The organism is Stenotrophomonas sp. K-6, assembly GCF_056861555.1.
Genome location: NZ_JBSPUC010000003.1, coordinates 316,351 through 341,750, shown reverse-complemented (window position 1 = coordinate 341,750; position 25,400 = coordinate 316,351). Strand labels below are relative to the sequence as shown.

18 protein-coding genes are annotated in these 25,400 nt (G+C 66.8%); 8 read left to right on the top strand and 10 right to left on the bottom strand.

The window, feature by feature from the left end; translation table 11 throughout:
* Positions 1-35 precede the first annotated feature (35 nt).
* From hutI to AC13F7_RS11880, 6 genes are all read left to right on the top strand, one after another.
* The gene (hutI, locus tag AC13F7_RS11905) at positions 36-1,235 is read left to right on the top strand and encodes an imidazolonepropionase (protein WP_481469873.1); all 1,200 of its coding nucleotides are present in this window, start codon (positions 36-38) and stop codon (positions 1,233-1,235) included.
* Positions 1,236-1,258: 23 nt separating this feature from the next.
* Positions 1,259-2,800, top strand: a complete 1,542-nt coding sequence (hutH, locus tag AC13F7_RS11900) for a histidine ammonia-lyase (RefSeq protein WP_483000533.1) — start codon at positions 1,259-1,261, stop codon at positions 2,798-2,800.
* Complete coding sequence (gene hutG / locus AC13F7_RS11895; protein WP_483000531.1) at positions 2,797-3,630, top strand: N-formylglutamate deformylase; 834 nt, start codon at positions 2,797-2,799, stop codon at positions 3,628-3,630. The genes hutH and hutG overlap by 4 nt, the downstream gene beginning before the upstream one ends.
* Complete coding sequence (gene hutU, locus AC13F7_RS11890; protein ID WP_483000529.1) at positions 3,627-5,294, top strand: urocanate hydratase; 1,668 nt, start codon at positions 3,627-3,629, stop codon at positions 5,292-5,294. The genes hutG and hutU overlap by 4 nt, the downstream gene beginning before the upstream one ends.
* A gap of 116 nt (positions 5,295-5,410) precedes the next feature.
* Complete coding sequence (locus AC13F7_RS11885) at positions 5,411-6,841, top strand: serine hydrolase domain-containing protein (protein WP_483000527.1); 1,431 nt, start codon at positions 5,411-5,413, stop codon at positions 6,839-6,841.
* A gap of 250 nt (positions 6,842-7,091) precedes the next feature.
* Positions 7,092-9,224 (top strand): TonB-dependent receptor family protein, encoded by a 2,133-nt coding sequence (locus tag AC13F7_RS11880; RefSeq protein ID WP_483000525.1) that lies wholly within the window; start codon positions 7,092-7,094, stop codon positions 9,222-9,224.
* Positions 9,225-9,266: 42 nt separating this feature from the next.
* Here the strand turns inward: AC13F7_RS11880 and AC13F7_RS11875 are convergent, their stop codons facing one another.
* The 6 genes from AC13F7_RS11875 to AC13F7_RS11850 form a co-directional block, all read right to left on the bottom strand.
* Complete coding sequence (locus tag AC13F7_RS11875; RefSeq protein ID WP_483000520.1) at positions 9,267-10,043, bottom strand: SGNH/GDSL hydrolase family protein; 777 nt, start codon at positions 10,041-10,043, stop codon at positions 9,267-9,269.
* Positions 10,044-10,218: 175 nt separating this feature from the next.
* A complete protein-coding gene (locus tag AC13F7_RS11870; protein ID WP_483000516.1) occupies positions 10,219-10,890 on the bottom strand; it encodes an HAD family hydrolase in 672 nt (223 codons plus the stop codon).
* 15 nt (positions 10,891-10,905) lie between these two features.
* Positions 10,906-11,238: a hypothetical protein gene (locus tag AC13F7_RS11865; protein WP_123729636.1), complete on the bottom strand. Its 333-nt coding sequence runs from the start codon at positions 11,236-11,238 to the stop codon at positions 10,906-10,908.
* A gap of 48 nt (positions 11,239-11,286) precedes the next feature.
* Positions 11,287-13,416: a patatin-like phospholipase family protein gene (locus AC13F7_RS11860; protein WP_483000512.1), complete on the bottom strand. Its 2,130-nt coding sequence runs from the start codon at positions 13,414-13,416 to the stop codon at positions 11,287-11,289.
* A 263-nt stretch (positions 13,417-13,679) separates the two neighbouring features.
* Positions 13,680-14,126 carry a hypothetical protein gene (locus tag AC13F7_RS11855; protein WP_483000508.1) on the bottom strand — a complete coding sequence of 149 codons (447 nt, stop codon included), beginning with the start codon at positions 14,124-14,126 and terminating at the stop codon, positions 13,680-13,682.
* A 136-nt stretch (positions 14,127-14,262) separates the two neighbouring features.
* Complete coding sequence (locus AC13F7_RS11850) at positions 14,263-16,734, bottom strand: S9 family peptidase (RefSeq protein WP_483000506.1); 2,472 nt, start codon at positions 16,732-16,734, stop codon at positions 14,263-14,265.
* Between the two features lie 169 nt (positions 16,735-16,903).
* Here AC13F7_RS11850 and AC13F7_RS11845 point away from each other — a divergent pair, with 169 nt between their 5' ends.
* Together AC13F7_RS11845 and AC13F7_RS11840 are read left to right on the top strand one after the other, a co-directional pair.
* Positions 16,904-17,680, top strand: coding sequence for a HipA family kinase (locus tag AC13F7_RS11845; RefSeq protein ID WP_483000502.1), 777 nt, complete (start codon positions 16,904-16,906; stop codon positions 17,678-17,680).
* The gene (locus AC13F7_RS11840; protein WP_481470666.1) at positions 17,658-18,050 is read left to right on the top strand and encodes a DUF3037 domain-containing protein; all 393 of its coding nucleotides are present in this window, start codon (positions 17,658-17,660) and stop codon (positions 18,048-18,050) included. Before AC13F7_RS11845 ends, AC13F7_RS11840 begins: the two co-directional genes overlap by 23 nt.
* Before the next feature lies 1 nt (position 18,051).
* On the opposite strand, the gene AC13F7_RS11835 is transcribed toward AC13F7_RS11840, so the two are convergent.
* The 4 genes from AC13F7_RS11835 to mtnA all read right to left on the bottom strand — a co-directional run bounded on the left by AC13F7_RS11835 (position 18,052) and on the right by mtnA (position 25,362).
* Positions 18,052-18,501, bottom strand: coding sequence for an REP-associated tyrosine transposase (locus tag AC13F7_RS11835; RefSeq protein WP_483000501.1), 450 nt, complete (start codon positions 18,499-18,501; stop codon positions 18,052-18,054).
* A 156-nt stretch (positions 18,502-18,657) separates the two neighbouring features.
* Positions 18,658-21,150 carry a membrane-bound PQQ-dependent dehydrogenase, glucose/quinate/shikimate family gene (locus AC13F7_RS11830; RefSeq protein ID WP_483000500.1) on the bottom strand — a complete coding sequence of 831 codons (2,493 nt, stop codon included), beginning with the start codon at positions 21,148-21,150 and terminating at the stop codon, positions 18,658-18,660.
* A 202-nt stretch (positions 21,151-21,352) separates the two neighbouring features.
* Positions 21,353-24,052, bottom strand: coding sequence for a DNA gyrase subunit A (gene gyrA / locus AC13F7_RS11825; RefSeq protein ID WP_481470669.1), 2,700 nt, complete (start codon positions 24,050-24,052; stop codon positions 21,353-21,355).
* A gap of 248 nt (positions 24,053-24,300) precedes the next feature.
* Entirely contained in the window at positions 24,301-25,362 is a 1,062-nt protein-coding gene (gene mtnA, locus AC13F7_RS11820) for an S-methyl-5-thioribose-1-phosphate isomerase (RefSeq protein WP_481470670.1), read from the bottom strand.
* Between the last annotated feature and the right edge of the window lie 38 nt (positions 25,363-25,400).

The window sequence follows — 25,400 nt, the reverse complement described above, 5'->3', positions numbered from 1 at the left end:
ATTGTATAGACATATACGCCGATGTGGTTGCTGCCATGCACTGTGACACCCTCTGGTACCACGCCAACCTGATCACCGTCGATGGCCCGGGCCTGGGCGTGATCGAGGATGGCGTCATCGCCGCCACCGATGGCCGCATCGTGCATGTCGGGGCGGCGGGGTCGGCCGAGCATCTGCAGCCGGCCCAGCGCGTCGACTGCGCAGGGCGCTGGATCAGCCCCGGCCTGATCGACTGCCACACCCACCTGGTCTATGCCGGCAACCGTGCCGGCGAGTTCGAGCAGCGCCTGCAGGGCGTGAGCTATGCCGACATCGCCCGCGCCGGCGGCGGCATCGTTTCCACCGTGCGCGCCACCCGCGCCGCCAGCGAGGCCGACCTGCTCGCCGCCAGCCTGCCCCGGCTGGATGCCATGCTGGCCGAAGGCATCACTACGCTCGAGATCAAATCCGGTTACGGACTGACCCTCGCCGATGAGACCAAGCAGCTGACCGTCGCGCGTGAGCTGGGCCGGCAGCGCGCGGTCGAGATCGTACCGACCTTCCTCGGCGCGCATGCAATTCCGCCGGGCCGGCAGGCACAGGAGTACATCGACGAGGTCTGCACCGTCATGATTCCGGCCGTTGCCGCCGCCGGGCTGGCCGAGGCGGTGGATGTGTTCTGCGAGAACATCGCCTTCAGCGCCGCGCAGGCCGAGCAGGTGTTCATCGCCGCCCAGCAGCACGGATTGGCGATCAAGATCCACGCCGAGCAGCTCAGCAACCAGCACGGTGCAGCGCTGGCCGCGCGTTACGGCGCACTGTCGGCCGACCATATCGAACACCTCGACGCCGATGGCATCGCCGCCATGCGCAGCGCCGGCACCGTAGCCGTGCTGCTGCCGGGCGCGTTCTATTTCACCCGTGATACCACCCTGCCCCCGATCGCCGCCCTGCGCGCCGCCGGCGTACCGCTGGCGCTCGCCACCGATTCCAACCCCGGCACCTCGCCGCTGACCAGCCCGCTGCTGGCGATGAACATGGCCGCCACCCTGTTCCGCATGACGGTGGAGGAGTGCATCGCCGGCTTCACCCGTGAAGCGGCGCGCGCACTTGGCCGCCAGGACCGGATCGGCCGGCTCGCCATCGGACTGGACTGCAATCTCGCCCTGTGGGACATCGAGGCGCCTGCCGACCTTGTCTACCGCATGGGCTTCAACCCCCTGCACGCCCGCGTGATGCGCGGCCAACCCGTCTGAATCTAGTGATGTCTGGAGATTTCATGAGCACTACCCTGACCCTGCACCCCGGCGCCGTCACGTTGGCGCAATGGCGCGCGATCCACGACGGCGCGCGGGTGCGGCTGGACCCGGCGTCTGCCGCGGCCGTGCTGCGCAGTGCGCAGACCGTGGCCGACATCGTCGCCAAGGGCGCGCCGGTGTACGGCATCAATACCGGTTTCGGCAAGCTGGCGAGCGTGCGCATCGAGCGCGACGACCTGGAGACCCTGCAGCGCAATATCGTGCTCTCGCATGCGGCCGGCGTCGGCGAGCCGATGCCCACACCGGTCGTGCGCCTGATGATGGCGTTGAAGCTGGCCAGCCTGGCCCAGGGCGCCTCGGGCATCCGCCCGCAGACGCTGGCCCTGCTGGAAGCCTTGCTGCAGCACGACTTCATTCCGGTGATTCCGTGCCAGGGCTCGGTCGGCGCCTCCGGCGATCTGGCCCCGCTTTCGCATCTGGCGAGCGTGATGATCGGTGTCGGCGAAGCCTTCGTCGATGGCGTGCGCCTGCCGGCTGCCGAGGCGCTGGCCAAGGTCGGCCTGGCCCCGCTGGTGCTGGGCGCGAAGGAAGGCCTGGCCCTGCTCAACGGCACCCAGTACTCCACCGCCTATGCACTGGCCGGGCTGTTCGCGATCGATACCGTGTTCCGTGCAGCGCTGGTCACCGGCGCGCTGTCGGTCGAAGCGGCCAAGGGCTCGGACACCCCGTTCGATCCGCGCATCCACAGCATCCGCGGCCAGCGCGGGCAGATCGCCACCGCCGCCGCGCTGCGCACCCTGATGCAGGGCTCGGCGATCCGCGAATCGCACCGCGACAACGATGTACGCGTGCAGGACCCGTACTGCCTGCGCTGCCAGCCGCAGGTGATGGGCGCCGCGTTCGACGTGATGCGCCAGGCTGCCACCACGCTGGCGATCGAAGCCAACGGTGTGTCCGACAATCCGCTGGTGTTCACCGATACCAACGAGGCCCTGAGCGGCGGCAATTTCCACGCCGAGCCGGTCGCGTTCGCGGCGGACATGCTGGCGATGGCCGTGTGCGAAATCGGCTCGATCAGCGAGCGCCGCACCGCGATGCTGGTCGACCCGGCGCTGTCCGGGTTGCCCGCGTTCCTCACCCCGAAGCCCGGCTTGAATTCCGGCTTCATGATTCCGCAGGTCACCGCCGCGGCGCTGGTCTCGGAAAACAAGCAGCGCGCCTACCCGGCCAGCGTCGACTCGATCCCGACCTCGGCCAACCAGGAAGACCACGTCTCGATGGCCGCACATGGTGCGCGCCGCCTGATGGCGATGGCCGAGAACGCCGCCAACGTGATCGGCATCGAGCTGCTCGCCGCTGCGCAGGGCTGCGATTTCCATGCCCCGCTGCGCTCCAGCGATGCACTGGAAGCCGTACGCCAGCGCCTGCGCGCGCAGGTGCCGACGCTGGAAGACGACCGTTACTTCCACCCGGACATGGTGGCCGCGACCAACCTGGTGCGCAGTGGCGTGCTGGCTGCCGGGCTGGACGACATCCTGCCGCCGTTGGAGCCGCTGGCATGACGACCCAACCGGATTGGCTGCAGATCCACCGCGGCGACGTGCCATTGATCGTCAGCTTCCCGCACACGGGCACCGAGCTGCCCGATGCACTGGCCGCGCAGTTCGTGTCGCCGTGGCTGGCCCGCCGCGACGCCGATTGGTGGGTGCATGAGCTGTACGGCTTCGCGCAGGCGATGGGCGCCACCACGATCCGCTCGGCGGTATCGCGCTCGGTCATCGACCTCAATCGCGACCCCAGCGGCACCTCGCTGTACCCGGGCCAGAACACCACCGGCCTGTGCCCGCTGACCACCTTCGACAACCAGCCGCTGTACCGCGATGGGCACGGCCCCGACGAGGCGGAGATCGCGCGCCGCCGCGATACCTGGTTCGCGCCTTACCACGACGCCCTTGCTGCGGAGATCACGCGCCTGCGCGCCGTGCACGGCACCGTGGTGGTGTATGACGCGCACTCGATCCGCTCGCACATCCCGCACCTGTTCGATGGCCAGCTGCCGCAGTTCAACCTCGGCACCAACGGCGATACCACCTGCGACAACGCGCTGACCGATGTAGTCGACAACCTGTGCGCCATGAGCGGCATGAGCCATGTGCGCAACGGCCGCTTCAAGGGCGGCTACATCACCCGCCATTACAGCGACATCCCCGGCGGCGTGCACACGCTGCAGATGGAGCTGGCCTGCCGCGGCTACCTGCACGAGCCCGAGGCCGTGGATGAGCACAGCTGGCCCACGCCGCTGGATCCCGATCACGCTGCCCCGCTGCGCGCCACGCTGCAGCAGGTGCTCGATGCCTGTCTCGACTTCGCTACGTCCCGGAGTGCTGCATGACCCGTCTCGATTCTACCCGCACCATCCTCGCCCCGACCGGCACCACGCTCACCTGCAAGAGCTGGCTCACCGAAGCGCCGCTGCGCATGCTGATGAACAACCTGCACCCGGACGTGGCCGAGCGCCCGCAGGAGCTGGTGGTCTACGGCGGCATCGGCCGCGCCGCGCGCGACTGGGAGAGCTACGACAAAATCATCGAGACCCTGCAGCGGCTCGAGGATGACCAGACCCTGCTGGTGCAGTCCGGCAAGCCGGTCGGCGTGTTCCGCACCCACGCCGATGCCCCGCGCGTGCTGATCGCCAACTCCAACCTGGTGCCGCGCTGGGCCAACTGGGATCACTTCAACGAGCTCGATAAGAAGGGCCTGGCCATGTACGGCCAGATGACCGCCGGCAGTTGGATCTACATCGGCGCACAGGGCATCGTGCAGGGCACCTACGAGACCTTCGTGGAAATGGGCCGCCAGCATTACAACGGCAGCCTGGCCGGCAAGTGGCTGTTCACCGGTGGCCTGGGCGGGATGGGCGGCGCGCAGCCGCTGGCCGCGGTGATGGCCGGCGCCTCCTGCCTGGCGGTGGAATGCCGCAAGAGCAGCATCGAGATGCGCCTGCGCACTGGGTATCTGGATACCTGGACGGACGACCTTGACGAAGCGCTGCGCCTGATCGAGGAATCGTGCACCGCGAAGAAGCCGCTCTCGGTCGGGTTGCTCGGCAATGTCGCCGACGTGCTGGACGAGCTGCTGATCCGCGGCGTGAAGCCGGACCTGCTGACCGACCAGACCTCCGCGCACGACCCGGTCAACGGCTACCTGCCGCAGGGTTGGACGGTGGAAGAATGGGACGCCAAGCGCGTTTCCGCACCGAAGGAAGTGGAAGCGGCCGCACGCGAATCGATGGCCAACCACATCCGCGCCATGCTCGGCTTCCACTCGCTCGGCGTGCCGACCGTGGACTACGGCAACAACCTGCGCCAGATGGCGCTGGAAGAAGGCGTGGAAGATGCCTTCGACTTCCCCGGCTTTGTACCCGCTTACATCCGCCCGCTGTTCTGTCGCGGCATCGGCCCGTTCCGCTGGGCCGCACTGAGCGGCGATCCGGAAGACATCGCCAAGACCGACGCCAAGGTCAAGGAGCTGATCCCGGACAACCCGCACCTGCACCGCTGGCTGGACATGGCCGCCGAGAAGATCAAGTTCCAGGGCCTGCCCGCGCGCATCTGCTGGGTCGGCCTGGGGGACCGTGATCGACTCGGTCTGGCCTTCAACGAAATGGTCGCCAATGGCGAACTGAAGGCGCCGGTGGTGATCGGTCGCGATCATCTGGATTCGGGCAGCGTCGCCTCGCCCAACCGTGAAACCGAGGCCATGCAGGACGGCTCCGATGCCGTCTCCGACTGGCCGCTGCTCAACGCCCTGCTCAACACCGCCAGCGGCGCCACCTGGGTCTCGCTGCACCATGGCGGCGGTGTCGGCATGGGCTTCTCGCAGCATTCGGGCATGGTCATCGTCTGCGACGGCACCGAAGCCGCGGCCAAGCGCATCGCGCGCGTGCTGTGGAACGACCCGGCGACGGGCGTGATGCGGCATGCCGATGCGGGGTATGAGATCGCGGTGGAGTGCGCGAAGGACAAGGGGCTGGATCTGCCTGGGATTCTGGGCTGATCTGGGTGGGCCCCGGCCGACGGTCGGGGCCTTTCACGACCGGGGGTGACTTCCGCCGCATTGACCGGGGTGCCAGCGCTTCCTACTGTGCGGGCTCACCCACGAGGATGCCCGCAATGCGTCGTTTCGCCTTTGTCGCGGTCCTGCTGCTCGCGGTATCGACGCCGTCCGGCACCGTGCGCGCCGCGGAGTTAGACGCCCGGATCACCCGACAACTCCACACAAACGCAGCTCGCTATGGCATCGCCGGCCAGGCACTACTGATACGGCACAACGGCACGCTGCTTGCGCAGGCCGTCGCCGGAGAGGCCGACCTCACCACGCACCAACCGGTGACACCCGAGACGGTGTTCAACACTTACTCCCTGGCCAAACTGCTTGTCAGCGCTCTGGTCATGCAACGGGTGGAGGCCGGCAGGGTCGAGCTGGATGCACCGGCCAGCCGCTATCTTCCCGATCTGCCCGAGGCCTGGCAGACGATCACCGTGCGGCAGTTCCTCAACCATGCGTCCGGCGTTCCCGAGTATTTCCAGTATCGGGAAGGTGAGGTGATCACCTCGCAGGGCAACCGCTTCCCGACCACGGCGGCGGAGGTGTTCAAGGCACTCGCCGGCGCACCACTGCAGTTCACGCCGGGCACTGCCAATCGGTATACGCAGACAAACTATCTGGTCCTCACCGCGCTGTTGGAAGCGCAGTACCAGCAGCCCTATGCGCAGATCGTCCAAGACCGCGTGCTTCGTCCGCTGTCGATGACGCACACCTCGCTGGGCCCGGCAACGGATGTGCCGCACGACATTACCATCGCCTATATCGGCAAACAGGGCGCCCTGCAGCGCGAAGACGACATCGCCTGGCCATCCTATGCCTACGGGCATGCCGCACTGCATACCACCGTCGGTGATCTGGACCGCTTCCTGATGGCCCTGACCCGCGGTGAACTGGTGGGTCGTGCCACGCTGCAGCAGCTGTGGCAGCCACAGCTGCTGGGCAACGGACGGCGCAGCGGCTTCTCCACGGGTTGGGAATTCGAAGAAAGCGGCGAGTACCGCTTCGTGGGGCATGACGGTGGCACGCGGGTACGTGCACGGATAGCCTTCCTGGACGGCTTGGGTGGGGATACCTACAGCTTTATCTACCTCACCAACGGCAGTGCGACGAATGTGTGGTCGCGCACGCTGGTGGACAGCACCATGGCGGTGGTGGCCCCGATGCAGTTCCCTCGCGAGGCCCTGTCGGAAAGGCTGATCACCTACGCACTGGAGCCGCAGACGGCCGCACGCACAACCGCGTTGAAACAGTGGCTCATCACTACCGGGCGCGGTGATCAGCCGATGCTGGAGCAGGACATCAACCGCGTGGGCTACGCGGTGGCCGAGAATCTGGGCCATGCCACCGCGCTGCCGCTGTTCGCCTTCAACGCGACGCTGTTCCCGCGCTCGGCCAATGCCTGGGACAGCTTGGCAGAAACGTATGCCGCCTTGGGCGACGCAAAGCAGGCCGAACGGCTGTACGCCAAGTCGAAAGCGCTGGCAGCGGCCCGGTAATGCCGGCCGCTGGCCGGCAACCACGCGATCCTGGTTCTCACGCAATGGAATCGCACAGTTCCTGGCGAGCCGGCCAGCGGCCGGCACTACCGACATCCAGTTGTCGGCACGCGACCGCCCCCATGCGCCTGCCCCCATACGCCCCACACGGGTGACGAACACGCAACATCCTGTTAACTTGCGCGCCCCACATGAAGTTGACAGGGTGCCGCGGCGACGTGGGCGCTGTCCGCACTGATACCGCGCACGAATGACTACCCTCCCGCATCGTTCCACCGCCCCTGCCCTGTCCCTGCTGGCCGCCGCCCTGCTCGCCAGCCTTGCCGCCACCAGTACCGTCAATGCCGCGCCCGCCGGCCAGGCCGTCACGCTGAATGCAGTGAACGTCACCGCCGCCGATGCCACCCAGGCCGCGCGCCGCGCGCTCGACCGGGTCCCCGGTGCAGGCAACGTGGTGGATCTGGCGCAGGTCGGCCAGGGCCGCGTCGCCGGCACGGCCGATGTACTGGCGTACCAGCCCGGCATCAGCGCGCAGAGCGCCGGCAATGAAGGCGTCAAGGTCTCCATCCGGGGCTCGGGCCTCAACCGCGCGCCGGGTGCGCATGCCTCCGGCCTGTCGGTCTCGCTGGACGGCCTGCCCCTGACCGGCCCGGGTGGCACGCCCTACGAGCTGCTGGAGCCGCTGTGGCTGAGCCGTGTCGAGGTGCTGCGGGGTGCCAACGGGTTCGAGCGCGGCGCGTTGGCCTTGGGCGGTGCGATCAACTACATCACCCGCAGCGGCCGCGATACGCCGGGGCTGGAGCTGCACTACGAAGCCGGCGCACGCGGGTACCAGAAGCGAGGCATCAGCGTCGGCGGCGTGCACGACGCTGTCGACTATTTCCTGGCCTACACCGACACCGAGTACGACGGCTATCAGCAGCACGCCGCCGGCAAGGGCAAGGGTGCGGTGGCCAACATCGGCTGGCAGCTCACGCCGCAACTGGAGACGCGCTTCTTCCTGCGCTACCGCGAGACCGATCACGAAACCCCGGGGCGCCTGACCCGCGCGCAGATCCGCAACGATCCCCGCGCCGCCAATCCGGCCAACGTGGCCATCGATGCGCGCCGGCCGCAGCCGGGCAGCACCTGGATCGGCAACACCACCACCTACACGATCGATGAAGATTCATCGCTGCAGGCCGGCCTCGTGTATCACAAGTACCCGATGGACTTGAACGAGAGCCTGTACCGCCAGCAGCTGGATTACGCCAACCTCAACGGCACGCTCGACTACCGCCGACGGCACGCGCTGTTCGGGCATGACAGCGTGACCACGATCGGCGTGCGCGTCACCCACGATCTGGATGCCAACGTGCGCGAGACCCTGCGCTTTTCCAGCAACGGGTATGCAGCCGGCACGCACACCCGCGACTTTGAGCATTACGGCACCGACAGCGTGCTCCACGTCGGCAATGATCTGGCGCTGAGCGACACGCTGCGCCTGCAGACCGGCATGGCGTTGATCCACACCCGCCGCGATGTGCAGGTCACCTGGCCCGCGACGCCGGAGAAATTGTCCGAGCGCCAGTGGGATTTCGCGCCGCGGCTGGGCTTCACCTGGCAGCAGACCCCGCAGACGCAGTGGTTCGGCAACCTGAGTCGCTCGGTGGAACCGGCGCATCCGTGGTCGATGATCTGGGGTTCCAACCAGTACTTCGCCGCCGGCAATGGCGCCTCGACCGGCCGCCAGCGCGCGCCGGTGCAGCTCGACAACCAGACCGCGACCACGCTGGAACTGGGTGCACGCGGCGACAACGCGCTCGGCCGCTGGGAGCTGACCGGCTATTACGCGCGGCTCAACCACGAACTGCTCACCGTGGAAGTGCGGCCGGTACCGAACCTGTTCATTGCCGAATCCAATGCCAGCCCGACCGTGCACCGCGGCATCGAAGCTGGTCTGGACAGTGCGCTGTGGCAGGGCGTCGGCGGTCGGCTGTCGCTGCGCCAGGCCTACACCTTCAGCGACTTCCGCTACCGCGACGATGCGCGCTTCGGCAGCAACCGCCTGCCCGGCCTGCCGCGCCACTACTACCAGGCCGAACTGCGCTACGACCACCCGGCCGGCTTCTACGCCGGGCTGAACACCGAGTACGCGTCGAAGATGTTCGTCGACTATGCCAACAGCATGGCCGCCGACAGCCACGTGATCTTCGGCACCCGCATCGGCTATGACGCCGCCGGCGGCCGCTGGCAGGCCTGGGCCGAGCTGCGCAACCTCACCGACCGCCACTACGCCGCCACGGTCATCCCGGGCTACGACGACGCAGGCCGGGATGTGGCCCGCTCCACGCCGGGTGATGGGCGCGGTGTGTATGCCGGCGTACGCTGGCGCTTCGACTGACGTCGTTGCGCTCTGGTTGGGCCAGCCGGCTGGAACCCAGTCTCAGCGCGCCAGTGCCTTGGTGACGGCAGCCTCGGCCAGCGGCACCATCTTGGCGTAACCGGCCGGCGTGGGATGCACGCCATCGCTGGCCAGCTCGGGATCCAGGCCGCCGTCCTTGTTGGTCAGGGCCGTGTGGTAGTCCAGATAGACCACGCCCTGTTGCTCGGCATAGGCGCGCAGGGCCTGGTTGAGCGCGGTCACTTTGCCGGCGGGCTGCACGCCCGGCTGCCACGGGTAATCGCTGACCGGCAGCACCGAGGCGAGCACGATGCGGATGTTGTGCGCCTGCGCCAGTTCCACCATAGCGTGCAGGTTGTCCTCGATCATCGCCTGCGTGGTTGGCCCGGTATTGCCGGCGATATCGTTGGTGCCGGCGAGGATCACCACCAGCGCCGGTTTCAGCGCGATGACGTCCTGCTGGAAACGCACCAGCATCTGCGCCGTGGTCTGTCCCGAAATACCGCGGTTGACGTAGGGCTTGCCCGGGAAGAAGCGATCACTGCCAGTCGGTCCCCAGCCCTCGGTGATCGAGTCGCCGTAGAACACCACGCGCTTCGTCCCGGGCGCAACGGGTGCCAGGGCGGCGTTCTCGGCGCGGTAGCGCTGCAGCTGCGGCCAGTCCAGCAGGCGCTGCTGCATCTCCGTGATCTGCGCGGGCGTCGCCTTGTCGGCAGGCACCAGATACAGCGGATTGGTCGCAGGGCGATCCTGCGCCTGGGCGAGTGGTTGAAGCGCGCACAGCACCAGGCCGGCGGCAAGGGCGAAGGGACGGGTCAAGGCTGGCACGATGCAGCGCTCCGGTAAGGGCAAGCCGGCAGTCTCCGCGATCGGCCACCCACCGCACAAGCTGCAGTGCGACGGGATCAAATGCGCGATGGGCCCAGCGCTCCAGCGGGCAAAGCGGCACCGGCGTTGCCTGGAAAACGGCCGGCCCGACGGGTGGCTGCGGCGTTCAGACCACGCGCCAAGGCAGGATAATGGCCTTGGCCGCCATCGCCTGTTCGATCACGCGCAGGCACTTCCCCTCCGGACTGATCAGATACCACTGCTCGCTGTTGCGCAGCAGTGGCAGATCCGCGCGATGATCGGTGTAGGCGATGCGCCACGGTGGCGGATAGCCGCGCTCGGTCAGCATGGGAATCTTGTTCTCACCGAGGCAGTGGTTTTCGCTCACCCAACCGCCGACACACGGCCGCAGGGTCGAGGCGACCAGCGGTACGTCCTTCAGACCTTCGCGTTCCAGCAACGCGCGCGCCAACGGCTCCCAGCAGCCGGTGGCGATGACAACCTCGTCGCCCTGGGCAAGATGGTGGCGCAGTCGTTCAACGCCCTCAGGCAGGAACACAGGCGCCGGGCCGGCGAATACCTCGTCGGCATGCGCCACGGCGAGCTTGGCCAGCGCCTCGCGGCTGCGTCCGAACGTCGCCATCCACACCGCGAAGCGTACCGGCCTCCGTCGCGTGGGCGGTAGTGCCCAGAGCGGCACCAGCACCGGCAGCGCGAGCACGACACCGGTGATCCGCCATGGCTGGCGGCGCAGCAGACTTTTGAAGAACCGGCTTGCCGTTTCCCAGCGGGTCAGCGTCAAGTCGAAATCAAATACCACCACAGTGCGGTCTGACATCCGTATCAGCTCCTTTCAGAAGACGCCTTGCACCAGCAGTTTGTCGTCATCGGTCGGTGTGAGCACCAACCCGTAAGCCTCGTTTCCGCGATGGAAGCCTGCCGAGCAGATCGCGTCCCAGCCCTGCCCGCAATCCACCTCGGGATGCGCGGCAAAGACGGGCGTGCCCTCGTTGTCGGGCGCGGATGCGAGCCATCCGGCCTTGATGAGCAGCGCCTTGGCCTGCGCGTACGGCATCCCCACGGTAATGCCGATCTGCGTCCACGCTGCGGGCAGCGACGGTGCATCAGCGGCATGCACGTGGCCGGCAGACAGCAGGAGAACCACAGCCAGGAACATCGATTTCATCGGCATCACATCAACACCATGGCTGCACAGCATAAAGCGCAGAGCCCATCAGAACCCATCCAGCGTCCGCAGCAGTGAGCCAAAAGTCAGATAGAACGAGTTGTGCCCGCCCTGCGCGCGGCCGTAGCCAAGAAACACCGGCCCCAGGAACGTATCGGCGCCGACGAACAGGCTGCCTGCGGTCTGCATGCCATCCAGGCTGACATCCTCGCGGCGCTGCCAGAATCCGCCCCACTCCACGCTGCCGCCGACGTACAGCGGGATGGTCAGCAGCGAATCGGCGTGCGCGACGCGACGGTAATACACCACCCGGGCCAGCGCGGTCTGCGGCGCGAAGATGGATTCTTCCGGATAGCCGGACAGATTGCCCAGCCCGCCCAGGAAGCCGTAGGTGGCCAGCAGATCATCGCCACCGTGCGCGGAGGACGCACGCAGCCCACCCAGCCAGCGGTTCTGACCGTGCGCCCATGCCCCATCCCACTGCACCCGCGTCACCGCCGCCGAATTGTCGGTGCCGAGCGCATCGAGATAGTGCTGGCGCGTCAGTGACACGCGCTGGCCGCGACTGGGGAAGGCCGAGCTGTCGATCGAATCGTGGCGCAGCTGCCAGCCGACGCTGCCCATGTCGGCGCGGTAATTGCCCAGCTCGGTGGGGTTGCCGACGTCCAAGCGCAGGCGCTCACGGCCGCGTTCGCCGAAGAGCGCGATTTCCCAATCCGGATGTGGCGAATACGCCCAGCGCAGTCCACCCAGCCACTGGCTGTAACGGAACTCGGCGAGTGCGCCGCCGCGCATCAGCGCCAGGTCCAGATCGGTGGCGCGGTATTTGGCATAGGTCGACAATGCATGCCGGCCACTGCTGCCGAACGGCCGGTAGTACTCGGCGAACGCCTCTTCCACTTCGCCCAGCCCAACGCGCAGTTTCAGCTCCGCGCCCTGCTCGCTGAGACCGGTGCGGGTCAGCTCCGTGATGAGCTGGTAGTTGCTGCTGCCGTCGAAATCATCGGACAGGCGCAGCGCGAAATGCAGGAAATCCGGCCCCCACCGCTTGTCCTGGGGCGCCAGTACCAGACCCTGCTGCCCGTCGCGCTCCTCCAGCCGCCACTGCACCTGCTGGTAGCGGCCTTCGCCGTAGGCCGTGGCGACCTTCTGCTCCACGCGGTCCGGCGCCAGCGGTTGACCGACCTCCGGCTGCAGGCGCTGCTCGATGTAGCGTGCGGTACGCGTTTTATCGCGCAGCACATCGATGAAGGCCACGATCGGCGTCTCGTAGGCTGGCGGGCGATGCTGGCGCTGGAAGGTGGCGTAGCGGGTGTCGTCCACCTGGAAGCGACGAACCGCCGCCACCTCGGCCTGCGCGGCCTGCTCGCCGACGCCGACCGCCTGTGGCGAGCGGTTGAAGTCCTGGCTGCCCATCTCGCCCAGCGGCGGTGTGATCAGCAGATCCTGCGAGCCGAGCGTGGCCAGCTGCGCCAGCACTTCGCGCTGCATCAGCACGCTGGCCATCTGGTGGCTGATCGCCAGCGGCGAATCCAGCTGCGCCTCGGTCATCAGCGGCGAGCCCACCCGCGAGACGATCAGCCGCTGCGCGCCCAGCCGACGCGCTTCATCGATCGGCACGTTGTCGACCACCCCGCCATCGACCAGCAGATGGCCCTCATAGCGGACCGGCGCGAACACGCCCGGCACCGACATGCTCGCGCGGATGGCCAGGGCCAGATCGCCCTGCCCGAACACCACCTTCTCGCCGCTGACGATATCAGTGGCGATGGCCCGGAACGGAATCGGCAGATGATCGAAATCGCGCACCTGCCAGGTCGGCAGCAGCAGGCGGCGCAGCAGCATCTCCAGCTTCTGGCCCTGGATCAGCCCCTGCGGGAAGGCGATCTTGCCGTTGCTCAGGCCGACTTCGACGCCGCCCAGCAGGCGCAGGTCATCTTCCTTGCGGCGCATGCTGCGCTCATCGCGTGGCGGCTTGTCGCGCAGCACCTCGGCCCAGTCGATCCGGTCCAGCACCGCCTCGATCTCGTCGGCCGTGTAGCCAGAGGCATACAAGCCGCCGACCACCGCGCCCATTGAAGTGCCGACGATGCAATCGATCGGCACGCGCTCGCGCTCGAGCACCTTGAGCACGCCGATATGGGCCGCGCCGCGGGCACCGCCACCGCCAAGGACCAAACAGTTGCGGGGGCGGTCGGGATCCTGCGGTACGGAATCAACGGACGCTGGAACAGTCTGCGCAGCCGCCAACAGCGGGGCGCACGCCAGCGCTGCCAGGACGAACAGCCAGCGGCTGCACCGACGCCGCGTGGCGGTAGCGGTGAGGTGTAATGGTGTCTGCTGCATTCGATCCCTCATTCCCCGGTACCCGTCATCCCCTTGAAGCGCACTTTGCCTGCCGGCATCGGCGAGGTCCACCCGTCGGGCATGGGGCCAGCGTTTCAACTGCCACTAGAAAGAAAGCCCACCAGTGCCACGACCAGACAGACCAGGCCGCCAGCCAGCGGCAGATAGGTGGCCCATACCGGCGCGCCTTGGCCGATCGCGAAGGCAACGAACGCTTCCCGTACGCTTCGGCCGGTCAGGAACGGAATGACGACCAATGCCAGCAGGGGCAACAGCGAGGCGAGCCCGAAGCCGAGAAATGCCGGCCGATGATCGTTGTGGGCAAATCCGCCCAGCGGGTACAGGGCCAAGCCACTGAACAGCCCCGCGAAGAACAGGATGTTGGCGACCCGGATCGTGGTGCGGTGGCGGCGCCGCAGCGCGGCCCGGGACCAGCCACGGTAGTGCGTCTGCAATCCCCTCGCCCAGTACGCAACGAGCCAGGTTGCAATGATGCCGCCGACGATCCCGCTGCCCGCCGGTCCCCAAGACTGGATATCCATGCCTGCGTCCTTGTGGTCTGACCCGAGTGTAATTCCCTCCCCCGCCCAGGAATGCAGAACGGCCGCCCATTGAGGGCGGCCGTGGGTCTGATGCGAAGCGCAGCCGAGGGACCAGCGGCGCTACCGATGTCGCGCCTCAGTGCTTTGGCGGCGGCGCATTCTTCACATAGGTGTCGAACCAGCTCAGCATTTCCGACACCAGCTGCTCATTGGATTCCAGTGCGGTATACCAGTGCGGTTCGTGCGGCAGCATCACCAGTCGGGTCGTGCCGCCATTGCCGCGGATCGCCTGGAACAGCTTGCGCGACTGGAACGGCTCGGTGCCCGGGTTAGCGTCATCCTCGCCGTGGACCAGCAGCAGCGGCAGCTTGATCTTGTCGGCGTAGAAGAACGGCGAGGCCTTCAGGTAAACGTCCTGCGCCTGCCAGACCGAGCGGCGTTCGTTCTGGAAGCCGAACGGGGTGAAGGTCTTGTTGTAGGAACCACTGGTGGCGACCCCGGCCTTGAACAGGTCGGTATGCGCGATCAGGTTCGCGGTCATCAGGCCACCGTGGCTGTGACCGGTGACACCGATCCGGTTGCGATCGACCACGCCCAGGTCCACGGCCTTGTCCACCGCGGCCTTTGCATCGGCTTCAAGCTGTTCCAGATACGTGTTGTAGGCGGTTTTCGGATCGCCGACGATCGGGAACGAGGCGTTATCGATGATCGCGTAACCGGCCAGCAGCATCAGCCGGTACGGTGCCAGACGGGTGAAGGTCTGCTGCGAACCGGACACCTGCCCTGCCTGCGCCGCGTTGGCGAAGTCGGCCGGGTACGCGTAGAGAATCGCCGGCACACGCTGGCCTTCCTTGTAACCCGGCGGCGTGTACAGGGTGAACGACAGGTCCACGCCATCGGCGCGCTTGTAGGTGACCAGGCGCTTCTTGATCTCACGCACTTCGGGGGTCGGATCCACCAGATGGGTCAGTGCATCCGGTTTGGACGCGAACTGCGCTTCGCCTGGCTGGGCGCCGGCGACCGGTTCGCCGAGCAGGCGCACGAAGGCATTCGGCGCATCGGTCACCGACTGGTGCCAGGTGAGGAGGTGGCCCGGGATCGCGCTGAAGCCGATGAACTGCTCATAGGCATCGGCATCGCTGCGGAACAGGCGCTCGGTTTTCAGGCTGTCGAGGTTGAGTGCATCCAGGAAGGGACGATCCCCCTGCGGCGAAGCGCCCTGCCCGCGCAGGAACACGCTATTGCCTTCCTGGCGCACCACGTAGGCGCCGGTGGGTAGGCGCTGGTAAACGAAATTGCCCGGATCTTCGTACAGCTCATCACTGGAGATATCCCACAGCAGGCGACCTTCCTGCTTCGGGTTGTCCACGTTGACGATGCGGGTCTGGCGCCAGTGCCGGTTTTCGTCGTTCTCATCCAGGAAAGCAACGTCAGGTTGCGCGGTCCACGCAAGGCCTTCGAAGCGCTGCGCGGTGCGGGCGATCTCGGTCGGCTTGGCGGTGAACGGAGCCCTGAGCATCAGCACGCGGTCGCGGTGCGGGACGGTGACTTTCCAATCGCCTTTGTCCAAGGCTTCGGCATACACCAGCGTGGCTGGATCGGTGGCGCGCCAATCGAAATCACGCGGGCCTTCCGGCACGCCATGCACGGGCACGCGGTCGGCCAGCGGCAGGCTGGCGATCGGCGTACTGCGGCCGCTGGACACATCCAGCACCGCCACGTCATTGGCGAAACGCTGGTAGGTCACCGCGTGTGAGAACGGCGCTTTGAGCGTCCTGGTGAGCACGTGCACGCCATCCGGTGCGGCTCCGACGCTGTCCAGCAGCGCCGGTGTGCCGACCGTGCGCACGGTGTTGGCCGCGGTATCCACCACCGCCAGCTGCGACTGGCCGTAATAGGCGAACAGCGCTTCATCGTAGGCACTGGTCAGCGTATCGCGTGCCTCATAGGTGCTGCTCTCACCGGCAGTCCCCAGCGACTCCTGGATGTCTGGGCCGATCGCGCCGTCCGCAGACGGTGCCGGGCCCTGCCTGGCGGGCACCAGCTTGACCAGCAGCTGCTGGCTGCCACCGAGCCACTGCACGGTGCTGCCGAAGATCGGGTTGAGCGCGACGTTGGGGACCTGGCGGACCTGGCCGGTGACCGCATCGCCGACCCACAGCTGCACGCTGTCATCGACCACATTCTGGAACGCGAAGCGCTGGCCGTCGGCCGACCACTGCGCCATGCCGGCGCACCCGTTGGGTAGCACCACCTTGGTGGAGCGGCCGGTGGTGGTCTCCACCACGGTGAAGTCGCCCACGCACGGAGGAATGCCGTAGCCACCGGGGGTGTCATGGCGGCTGCGGTTCTTCAGCTCCAGGCGCACACCGGCCAGCTTCAGATAGGGCTGGGCGACGCGGGTGATCGAGGGATAGGTCTGCGTGGTGGTCAGCAGCAGGCGCTGCCCGGTCGGGTCGACACTGGGTGTCGGCGGCGGCGGTGCCTTGAGCACCTTGAGCAGGCTCTCCGGTGGTGTGGCGTAGCCACCGGCATGGGCGGGCATCGTGCCCAGCGTGGCGAAGGCTGTCACGGTGAACGCCGTGGACCAGAACGTACGAGCAAGCATGCGTGTCCCCTTGGATATGGTGGGAGCCGGCACGGCAGGGTCGTCGGTCGGCACCTCTCGAATCTAGCACTGCCGCCCTTCCCGAAGATGGGCCAGAAGGAATGACCGGCGGACATCGAGACCGGTATCGTGCGGTACCCTTGTCGTTCCATTGCTTCCGGGTTCCGCTGTGCGAACCGTGCACGCCCTCCGTTATGTCACCCCGCTGCGTGAAGGCGGCTCCCTGCCCGCCGTGGTCGAGACCGACGACGATGGCATGGTGGTGCTTAAATTCCGTGGCGCCGGCCAAGGCCCAAAGGCCCTGATCGCCGAACTGATTGCAGGCGAAATCGCGCGGACGCTCGGCTTGCCGATTCCAGAGATCCTGTTCGTCGAGCTGGACCGCGAGTTCGCGCGTACCGAACCGGATCCGGAAATCCAGGACCTGATACGCGCCAGTGAAGGCCTGAACCTGGGCAGCGATTATCTGCCCGGCGCGATCAACTACGACCCGGCAGCGATGCACCCCGATGCGGAACTCGCTTCGAAGATCGTGTGGTTCGATGCGTTCACCAGCAATGTGGACCGCACCGCGCGCAATCCCAATCTGATGGTGTGGCACCGCAAGCTGTACCTGATCGACCATGGTGCGGCGATGTACTTCCATCACGACTGGGCCAGCGCTGGCGAGGCGTGCAAGAAGCCGTTCGTGCTGATCCGCGATCATGTGCTGCTGCCGTTCGCCACGCAGATTGCCGAGGTCGATGCCGGGCTGGCGGCGATGCTGCCCGATGCGGAGATCGAACGCATCGTCGGCCTGGTGCCGGACAGCTGGCTGGTGGACGAACCCGCGTTCGACAGCCCGACGGCCTACCGCCAGGCCTATATCGATTACCTGCAGCACCGCCTTCGCGTGCGCGCCGCCTTTGTCCAGGAGGCCGTCCGTGCCCACACTGCACACGTATGACTATGCGGTGATCCGCGTGGTGCCCCGCGTCGAACGCGAGGAGTTCATCAACGTCGGGGTGATCGTGTCCTGCCCGGGTGCCAAGCACCTGGAAGCAGCGATCGAGCTGGATCTGGAACGGTTGCGCGCGTTCGCGCCTTCGCTGGATATCGAAGGCCTGCAGCCGTGGCTGGATGCCATCGTGGCGATCTGCCGCGGCGACGCGAACGCTGGCCCGATCGCGCAGTTGCCGGCGCGCGCACGCTTCCATTTTCTGACCGCCAAGCGCAGCTCGGTGGTGCAGATGTCGAGCACGCATGTGGGCCGCACCGCGGATCCGACGGGTGTGGTGGAGCATCTGATGCGGAAAATGGTGCGGGTACCGGCGTAGCTCACACCGGCCAGCGGCACCACGCGAACGGATAACCGTGCAGCCCCTGGGCCAACCCGGCACGTATCGGGCTGGACAGGATGTCGGTGGCGCGTGCCAGCAGTTGACGCTCGTCGCGTTGGAGCTGGTCGTAGTAGCCCGGCTGCCAGACCCGGCCACAGGCAGCATTTCGCTGTTTGAGTGCCTGGGCCGAACGCGATTTGAGCGAGCTCACCACGGATGAGAGGCGCGTGGTGCGCAGGCGGAACAGCCAGTGCACGCAATCGGGCATGACGACCCAGGCCAGCGATTCCGTGCGTTTTTCAGCATCCGAGGCACGCAGCCAGTGCACGACATCCTGCGCATTGGCGTGCTGAGTAAAAAGAGGGGAATGATTGGTGGTGACGGCGGTGACGACGTAGCAGGCGTTTTGCAGCGAACATCGCCCGTCTGAAACACATGAACTAGGCATCCGCCCATCATGGCAGTGGATGCCAGCGCACCTAAGCGGGAGAAAACACGCCCGCTTGTCAGAGTTTTGCGTGGAGCACTGTAGTCGCGTGACCAAACCGGACACGACGCAGCGCAGCCACGATGGCAACCCGGGGCGCGGTTCGTCGCCCGCCTTTCACCCCTTGGGCAGCGCGTAGGCAATCACGTAATCGCCCGCTGGGGTCTCCATGAAGTGGTGGCCGCCGGCCATGATGACCACGTACTGGCGCCCGCCAAATGCATAGATCATCGGGTTGGCCTGGCCGCCGGCAGGCAGCTTCGCATGCCAGAGTTCCTTGCCGGTTTTCAGATCGATCGCGCGCAGCAGATCATCGGTCGCCGCCGCAATGAAGATCAGTCCGCTGGCGGTGACCACCGAGCCACCGTTGTTGGGCGTGCCGATCTCGATCGGCAGACCGGAGCGGATGCCGAACGGGCCATTGCCGCGCGCACTGCCGAACGGGCGATCCCACAGCGTCTTGCCGGTGCGCAGGTCGACCGCGCGGATGCCACCGTAGGGCGGCTCCTTGCACAACAGCTTGGTAAACGGCAGGCGCCAACCGGCGTTGACGTCGATGGCGTACGGCGTGCCCACCTGCGGATCCCCCGCGCCTTCCGCGCCGCCCTTGTCCGCTTTGACGTCCTCGCGCGGCAGCCAGCCCAGCTTGTCCGCCTTTTCGCGCGGCACCAGCCGGTTGTAGTTGGGCATGTCGTTGTAGTTGGCCACGATCACGCCACGGCGCGGGTCCACGGAGACACTGCCCCAGTCCGAACCGCCGTTGTAACCAGGGTATTCGATGGAATGACGGTCCGCCGTTGGCGGGGTGTAGAAGCCTTCGTAGCTGGCCTTGCGGAACTGGATGCGGCAGACCAGCTGATCGATCGGGGTCATCCCCCACATGTCGCGCTCGGTGAGGTCCGGCTTGCGCAGCGTGTGATACAGCGAGAACAACTGGGTCGGGGAACGCTGTTCCGGCTCGACACCACCGGTCGGGACCTTGCGCTCTTCGGCCGGAGTCAGCAGCTTGCCGGTGCGGCGGTCGAGGATGTACATGTCGCCCTGCTTGGTCGGCAGCAGCAGCGCCGGGACTTTGCCGGCGGCGGTCGGGTAGTCGATCAGCGTCGCCTGGGAGCCCATGTCGTAATCCCAGACATCCTTGCGCACCGCCTGGAAGTGCCAGGCCGGCTTGCCGGTGTTGACGTCGATGGCGACCAGCGACGTGGCGTATCTGTTTTCGTTCTCGGTGCGCGAGCCACTCCAGTAATCGCCGGCCGAGTTGCCCATCGGCAGGTAGACCAGGCCGAGTTCGTCGTCGCCGGTCGCGGTAGTCCACATGTTCGGCGTGCCGCGGGTATAGGTCTCACCCGCCGGCGGTGCACCATTGCGATCGGGGCGGACCATGTCCCAGGCCCAGCGCAGCTTGCCGGTGACGGCGTCGTAGGCCTGGATCACGCCGGAGGGGGCGTCGCGACGCTGGCCATCCAGCACCTGGTGACCGGTCACGATCACGCCCTGCACGATCGCCGGCGGCGAGGTGATGGAGACATACCCGGCCGGACTGTCGCCCATGCCGACGGTGATGTCGACCTGGCCATTGTTGCCGAAGCCTGTGCACGGCTTGCCGGTCGCGGCATCGACCGCGATCAGGCGACCATCCAGCGTGCCTTCGATGATGCGGGTGGCGCAGGCGCCACGCGGCACCTGGGTCAGCACCGGCACGCCACTCGGGACGGCAAGATCCGCTGCGACGTCATTGAATGCAGCATCCTGCGCAGTGGCCGGCACTTCGTAATAGGAGACCCCACGGCAGGCCGCGGTGTACGGAATGGAGGTGTCCTTGATCTTCGGGTTGTAGCGCCAGCGCTCGGTGCCGTCGGCGGCGTTGAGCGCGACCAGCTGGTTGCGCGCGGTGCACAGGTACAGGCTGTCGCCGACTTTCAGCGGCGTGGTTTCCGCGCCCCAGCGCTTCTCGGGCAGGTCACCGGTGCGGAACAACCAGGCCTGCTCGAGCTTGCCCACGTTGTCCGGGGTGATCTGCTGCAGGGGCGAGAAACGCGTCGCGGCGTTATTGCGGCCGTAGGCGGCCCAATCGCCATCGACCGGGCGATCGGCCGGCTGCAGCGGCGCATCGGCGGTCGGCGCCAGGCCGGTGCTGGTCATCGGCTCCGGGAACGCGCCCTCGGCAGCGGTGACGCCGTGCGGCACGAAGGCAAGCGTAAAGGCCGCCACGAACACGAGGGCCAGCACGCCGGCGATCCCGCGCGAGACCTTGCGCGAGACCGGGCGATCCAGCGTCGGCAACAATAGTGACAGCACGAAGCCGATGGCCACGATCAGGCCCAGGCGCGGCACCCAGCGCCAGTAGTTGCTGCCTGACTCCCACCACGTCCACAACAACGTGCCGACGAACACCAGGGCGAACCACAACGCGCCGCTATACCGGCCCCGCCACAGCTGTCCCCCCGAGATAAGCAGTCCGATACCGGCCAGCACGTAGTACCAGGAACCACCGAGGCTGGCGAGCCAGGCGCCGCCTGAGGTGAATACAACGCCCAGCAACAGAGTGACAATGGCCAGCACTGCCACCAGCCAATGGCGGGGGTGGCGGGTCTGCGTCGTGGTGGACATCGGTCTCTCCTGAAGCGCGAAGATCGCCGACGTTGCTGTCGGTCCCGCGGCTCTTATCCCACCGGGGTCGTGAACGTTGCGCGTTCTTTGCAGCGCTCGCCAACGTCGGCAAAGCCGACGATGAAACCCGGCAAGTTCCTGCCCTGCAACGAAAAACGCCGGCGTGTGCCGGCGTTTTTCGTGTGACTCCCACTGGCAGGCCTTACGCCTCCGGCGGTGCCACCACCGGGCTGGCCTCGACGGCCGCCGATGTTTCTTCTTCCACACCCTCGTCCAGCGAGGCATCCATGCGTTCCACCGCCTGGAGCTTCTCTTCCTTGGACAGACGGATCAGGGTGACGCCCTGGGTGTTGCGGCCGACGCGCGAGATTTCCGAACCACGGGTGCGCACCAGGGTGCCACCATCGGAAATCAGCAGCACTTCGTCGCGCGGCCCCATCAGCACCGCACGCACCAGCTTGCCGTTGCGCTCGGTGGTCTGGATGCCGATCACGCCCTGCGTGCCACGGCCCTTGCGCGGGTAATCCGGCAGCGGGGTGCGCTTGCCGTAGCCGTTCTCGGTCGCGGTCAGGATGTACAGCGCGTTGTCGTCGTCAGCCCCGTTCTCGATCACGGCATCGCCGCTGTCGATCACGGTCTCATCGACCTGGCTCTCGTCCTCGTTCTCGTCCTCACTGCCGCCTGCACTCTCGGCCACGATCAGACTGACCACTTCCTCGCCCTTGGGCATCTTGATGCCGCGCACGCCGGTAGCGGTACGGCCCATCGAGCGGACCTTGTCCTCACCGAAGCGCACGGTCTTGCCGTTGGAGGCGAACAGCAGGATGTCGCGCTCACCGTCGGTCAGGCCAACGCCGACCAGCGCGTCACCCTCATCGAGGTTGATCGCGATCTTGCCGCGTGCCAGACGGAAGGCGAACTCGCTGAGCGGGGTCTTCTTGACGGTACCGTTGCGGGTGGCGAAGAACACGAACTGGCCTTCGGCATACTCACGGACCGGCAGCACGGCCTGCACCCGCTCACCGGTTTCCAGCGGAATCCAGTTGATGATCGGGCGGCCACGGGCGTTGGAACCGGCTTCCGGCAGCTGATGCACCGGCAGCCAGAACACCTTGCCTGCGCTGGTGAACGTCAGCAGCGTGTCGTGCGTGTTGACCAGCCACAGCTGTTCGATGAAATCCTCTTCCTTCGTCGACGCGGCGCTGCGGCCACGGCCACCGCGGCGCTGGGCCCGGTAGGCACTGACCGGCTGGCGCTTGGCATAGCCGGCGTGCGACAGGGTGACCACCACGTCTTCCGGGGCGATCAGGTCGAGGATGTCCAGGTCTTCTTCGCTGTGGCGGATCTCGGTGCGGCGTTCGTCACCGAACTCGGTACGCACGTTGATCAGCTCTTCGCGGATCACCTGCAGCAGACGGTCGGGATCCTCCAGGATTTCGATCAGCCCGGCGATCACTTCCAGCAGCTGCTTGTACTCGTCGGTCAGGCGGTCCTGCTCCAGCCCGGTCAGGCGGTGCAGGCGCATTTCCAGGATCTGGGTCGCCTGGATCTCGGTCAGCTGGTAGCCGCCCTCGAGCAGGCCCACACCCTTGGGCAGATCATCCGGACGCGAGGCTTCGGCACCGGCGGCGCCCAGCATCGAGCCGACCAGACCCGGCTCCCACAGGCGGGCGAGCATGCGTTCGCGCGCTTCGGTGGGGTTCGGCGAGGTCTTGATCAGTTCGATCATCTCGTCGATGTTGGCCAGCGCGACGGTCAGGCCTTCCAGCACGTGCGCACGGGCACGCGCCTTGCGCAGCTCGAACACGGTGCGGCGGGTAACCACTTCGCGGCGGTGGCGCACGAAGGCCTCGAGCATCTGCTTGAGGTTCATCAACTGCGGGCGGCCATCGACCAGCGCCACCATGTTGATGCCGAACACCGACTCCATCTGGGTCTGCTGGTAGAGGTTGTTCAACACAACTTCCGCCGACTCGCCGCGCTTGATCTCGATGAAGATGCGCATGCCGTCCTTGTCGGACTCATCGCGCAGTTCGCTGATGCCTTCGAGCTTCTTTTCCTTGACCAGCTCGGCGATCTTCTCGATCAACCGGGCCTTGTTCACCTGGTACGGAATCTCGGTGACGATGATCGATTCGCGGCCGTTGTCAGCCACTTCAACCTCGGCCTTGGCGCGGATGCGCACACGGCCACGCCCGGTCCGGTACCCGGCCACGATGCCGGCGGTGCCGTTGATGATGCCCGCGGTCGGGAAGTCCGGGCCCGGGATGAACTCCATCAGGCCGTCGACGTCGATCTCGGGATTGTCGATCAGCGCGATGCAGGCGTTGATCGATTCGGTCAGGTTGTGCGGCGGGATGTTGGTCGCCATGCCCACCGCGATACCGGCCGAACCATTGACCAGCAGGTTCGGGAACCGGGTCGGCATGACCGTCGGCTCCAGTTCCTTTTCGTCGTAGTTGGGCTGGAAATCGACCGTTTCCTTCTCGATGTCCGCCATCAGCTCATGGGTGAGCCGCGACATGCGGGCTTCGGTGTATCGCATCGCAGCGGCGGAGTCGCCGTCGACCGAACCGAAGTTACCCTGGCCATCGACCAGCATGTAACGCAGCGAGAACGGCTGCGCCAGACGCACCAGCGTGTCGTACACCGACTGATCGCCATGCGGGTGGTACTTACCGATGACGTCACCGACGATACGCGCCGACTTGAAGTAAGGCTTGTTGGCGTGCGCGTTGAGTTCACTCATCGCGAACAGCACGCGGCGATGCACCGGCTTGAGGCCATCGCGCGCATCCGGGAGTGCGCGCCCCACGATCACGCTCATCGCGTAATCGAGGTAACTCTTGCGCATCTCGTCTTCCAGGTTGACCTGGATGATTTCCTTGGCGGTTTCTGCCATTCGGGTTCCGTTGTCTGGTAGCGGTCCAGTCCGTCACGACCGCCCTTTCGGGGCGGTTGCGCCGGAATCTCGATTAACCGTTGGATTCTACCACAGCGGGCCATTTTCCGCCCGCTTTTACGGGGGTTTTACCGGCAAGAATCAGGAACTTACGGGAGCATTGCCGGCCAGCGGGCGGCACGGCCGCAGGTATCCAGCAGGGGAGCCCCCTGGGCAAGGGGGCAGCCGCAACGCGCCAGTGCTGGGGCTTATCCGAATGCAGCCTGCATATTGGCCACCGTCGGGTTCAGGATCACCCCGCGCTCGGTCACGATGGCATCGATCAGGCTGCCCGGGGTGACATCGAACACCGGGTTCCAGGCGGCGATGCCCTCGGCCACGGTGCGGGTCCCGCCCACGCCGTACAGCTCGCCCGGGTCGCGCTGCTCGATCTCGATCTGCTCGCCATCGGCGGTGTCCATGTCCACCGTGGAGGACGGCGCCACCACCATGAACTTCACCCCGTGGTGGCGGGCGGCGATGGCCAGCTGGTAGGTGCCGATCTTGTTGGCGGTATCGCCATTGGCGCAGATGCGGTCCGCACCCACGATGACCCACTGCACCGCGCCGGTCTTCATCAGGTGCGACGCGGCCGAATCGGCGATCAGGGTGGCGTCGATGCCGTCCTGCTGCAGCTCCCACACGGTCAGGCGCGCGCCCTGCAGCCACGGCCGGGTCTCGCCGGCGAACACACGGGCGATGCGGTGCTGGGCCATACCGGCGCGGATGACACCCAGGGCGGTACCGAACCCGGCGGTAGCCAGCGAGCCGGTATTGCAGTGGGTCAGCACGCCGCTGCCAGCGTCGATCAGGCCTGCACCCAGCGCGCCCATGTGGCGGTTGGCGGCCAGGTCTTCCTCGGCGATGGCCTGCGCCTCGGCAGCCAGCACCTGGCGCCAGTCCGCCCCGGCCGGGGCCAGCACGCGACGCATGCGGGCCAGCGCCCAGGCCAGGTTGACGGCGGTCGGCCGCGAGGCGTTGAGGCGCTGCAAGGCAGGTTCGAGCTTCAGCAGTGCCTGCGCGCCGTCGTCGGCCTGTACCTCATTGGCCGCCAGCACCACACCCCAGGCAGCGGCAATGCCGATGGCCGGCGCGCCGCGCACGGTCAGCGCATGGATTGCTTCGGCGACCGCGTCGCTGTCGCGGCACTCCACGTGCTCGACGATGAACGGCAGTTTGCGCTGATCGAGCAGCTGCAGGCTCTCGCCGGTCCACAGGATGGGGCGGATATGGTCGTAGCGGGCGTAATCGATGTCGGTGGATGCGTTCATCCGACCATTGTAACGGCGCGCCGTTGCACGCGGAATCG

What these genes read in the sequence shown, in the direction of transcription:
- AC13F7_RS11830 (WP_483000500.1), bottom strand. Translation starts at nt 21,150, where the DNA reads ATGTCCACCACGACGCAGACCCGCCACCCCCGCCATTGGCTGGTGGCA.
- gyrA (WP_481470669.1), bottom strand. Translation starts at nt 24,052, where the DNA reads ATGGCAGAAACCGCCAAGGAAATCATCCAGGTCAACCTGGAAGACGAG.
- AC13F7_RS11885 (WP_483000527.1), top strand. Translation starts at nt 5,411, where the DNA reads ATGCGTCGTTTCGCCTTTGTCGCGGTCCTGCTGCTCGCGGTATCGACG.
- AC13F7_RS11855 (WP_483000508.1), bottom strand. Translation starts at nt 14,126, where the DNA reads ATGGATATCCAGTCTTGGGGACCGGCGGGCAGCGGGATCGTCGGCGGC.
- mtnA (WP_481470670.1), bottom strand. Translation starts at nt 25,362, where the DNA reads ATGAACGCATCCACCGACATCGATTACGCCCGCTACGACCATATCCGC.
- AC13F7_RS11865 (WP_123729636.1), bottom strand. Translation starts at nt 11,238, where the DNA reads ATGAAATCGATGTTCCTGGCTGTGGTTCTCCTGCTGTCTGCCGGCCAC.
- AC13F7_RS11835 (WP_483000501.1), bottom strand. Translation starts at nt 18,501, where the DNA reads ATGCCTAGTTCATGTGTTTCAGACGGGCGATGTTCGCTGCAAAACGCC.
- AC13F7_RS11850 (WP_483000506.1), bottom strand. Translation starts at nt 16,734, where the DNA reads ATGCTTGCTCGTACGTTCTGGTCCACGGCGTTCACCGTGACAGCCTTC.
- AC13F7_RS11870 (WP_483000516.1), bottom strand. Translation starts at nt 10,890, where the DNA reads ATGTCAGACCGCACTGTGGTGGTATTTGATTTCGACTTGACGCTGACC.
- hutU (WP_483000529.1), top strand. Translation starts at nt 3,627, where the DNA reads ATGACCCGTCTCGATTCTACCCGCACCATCCTCGCCCCGACCGGCACC.
- hutI (WP_481469873.1), top strand. Translation starts at nt 36, where the DNA reads ATGCACTGTGACACCCTCTGGTACCACGCCAACCTGATCACCGTCGAT.
- hutG (WP_483000531.1), top strand. Translation starts at nt 2,797, where the DNA reads ATGACGACCCAACCGGATTGGCTGCAGATCCACCGCGGCGACGTGCCA.
- AC13F7_RS11880 (WP_483000525.1), top strand. Translation starts at nt 7,092, where the DNA reads ATGACTACCCTCCCGCATCGTTCCACCGCCCCTGCCCTGTCCCTGCTG.
- hutH (WP_483000533.1), top strand. Translation starts at nt 1,259, where the DNA reads ATGAGCACTACCCTGACCCTGCACCCCGGCGCCGTCACGTTGGCGCAA.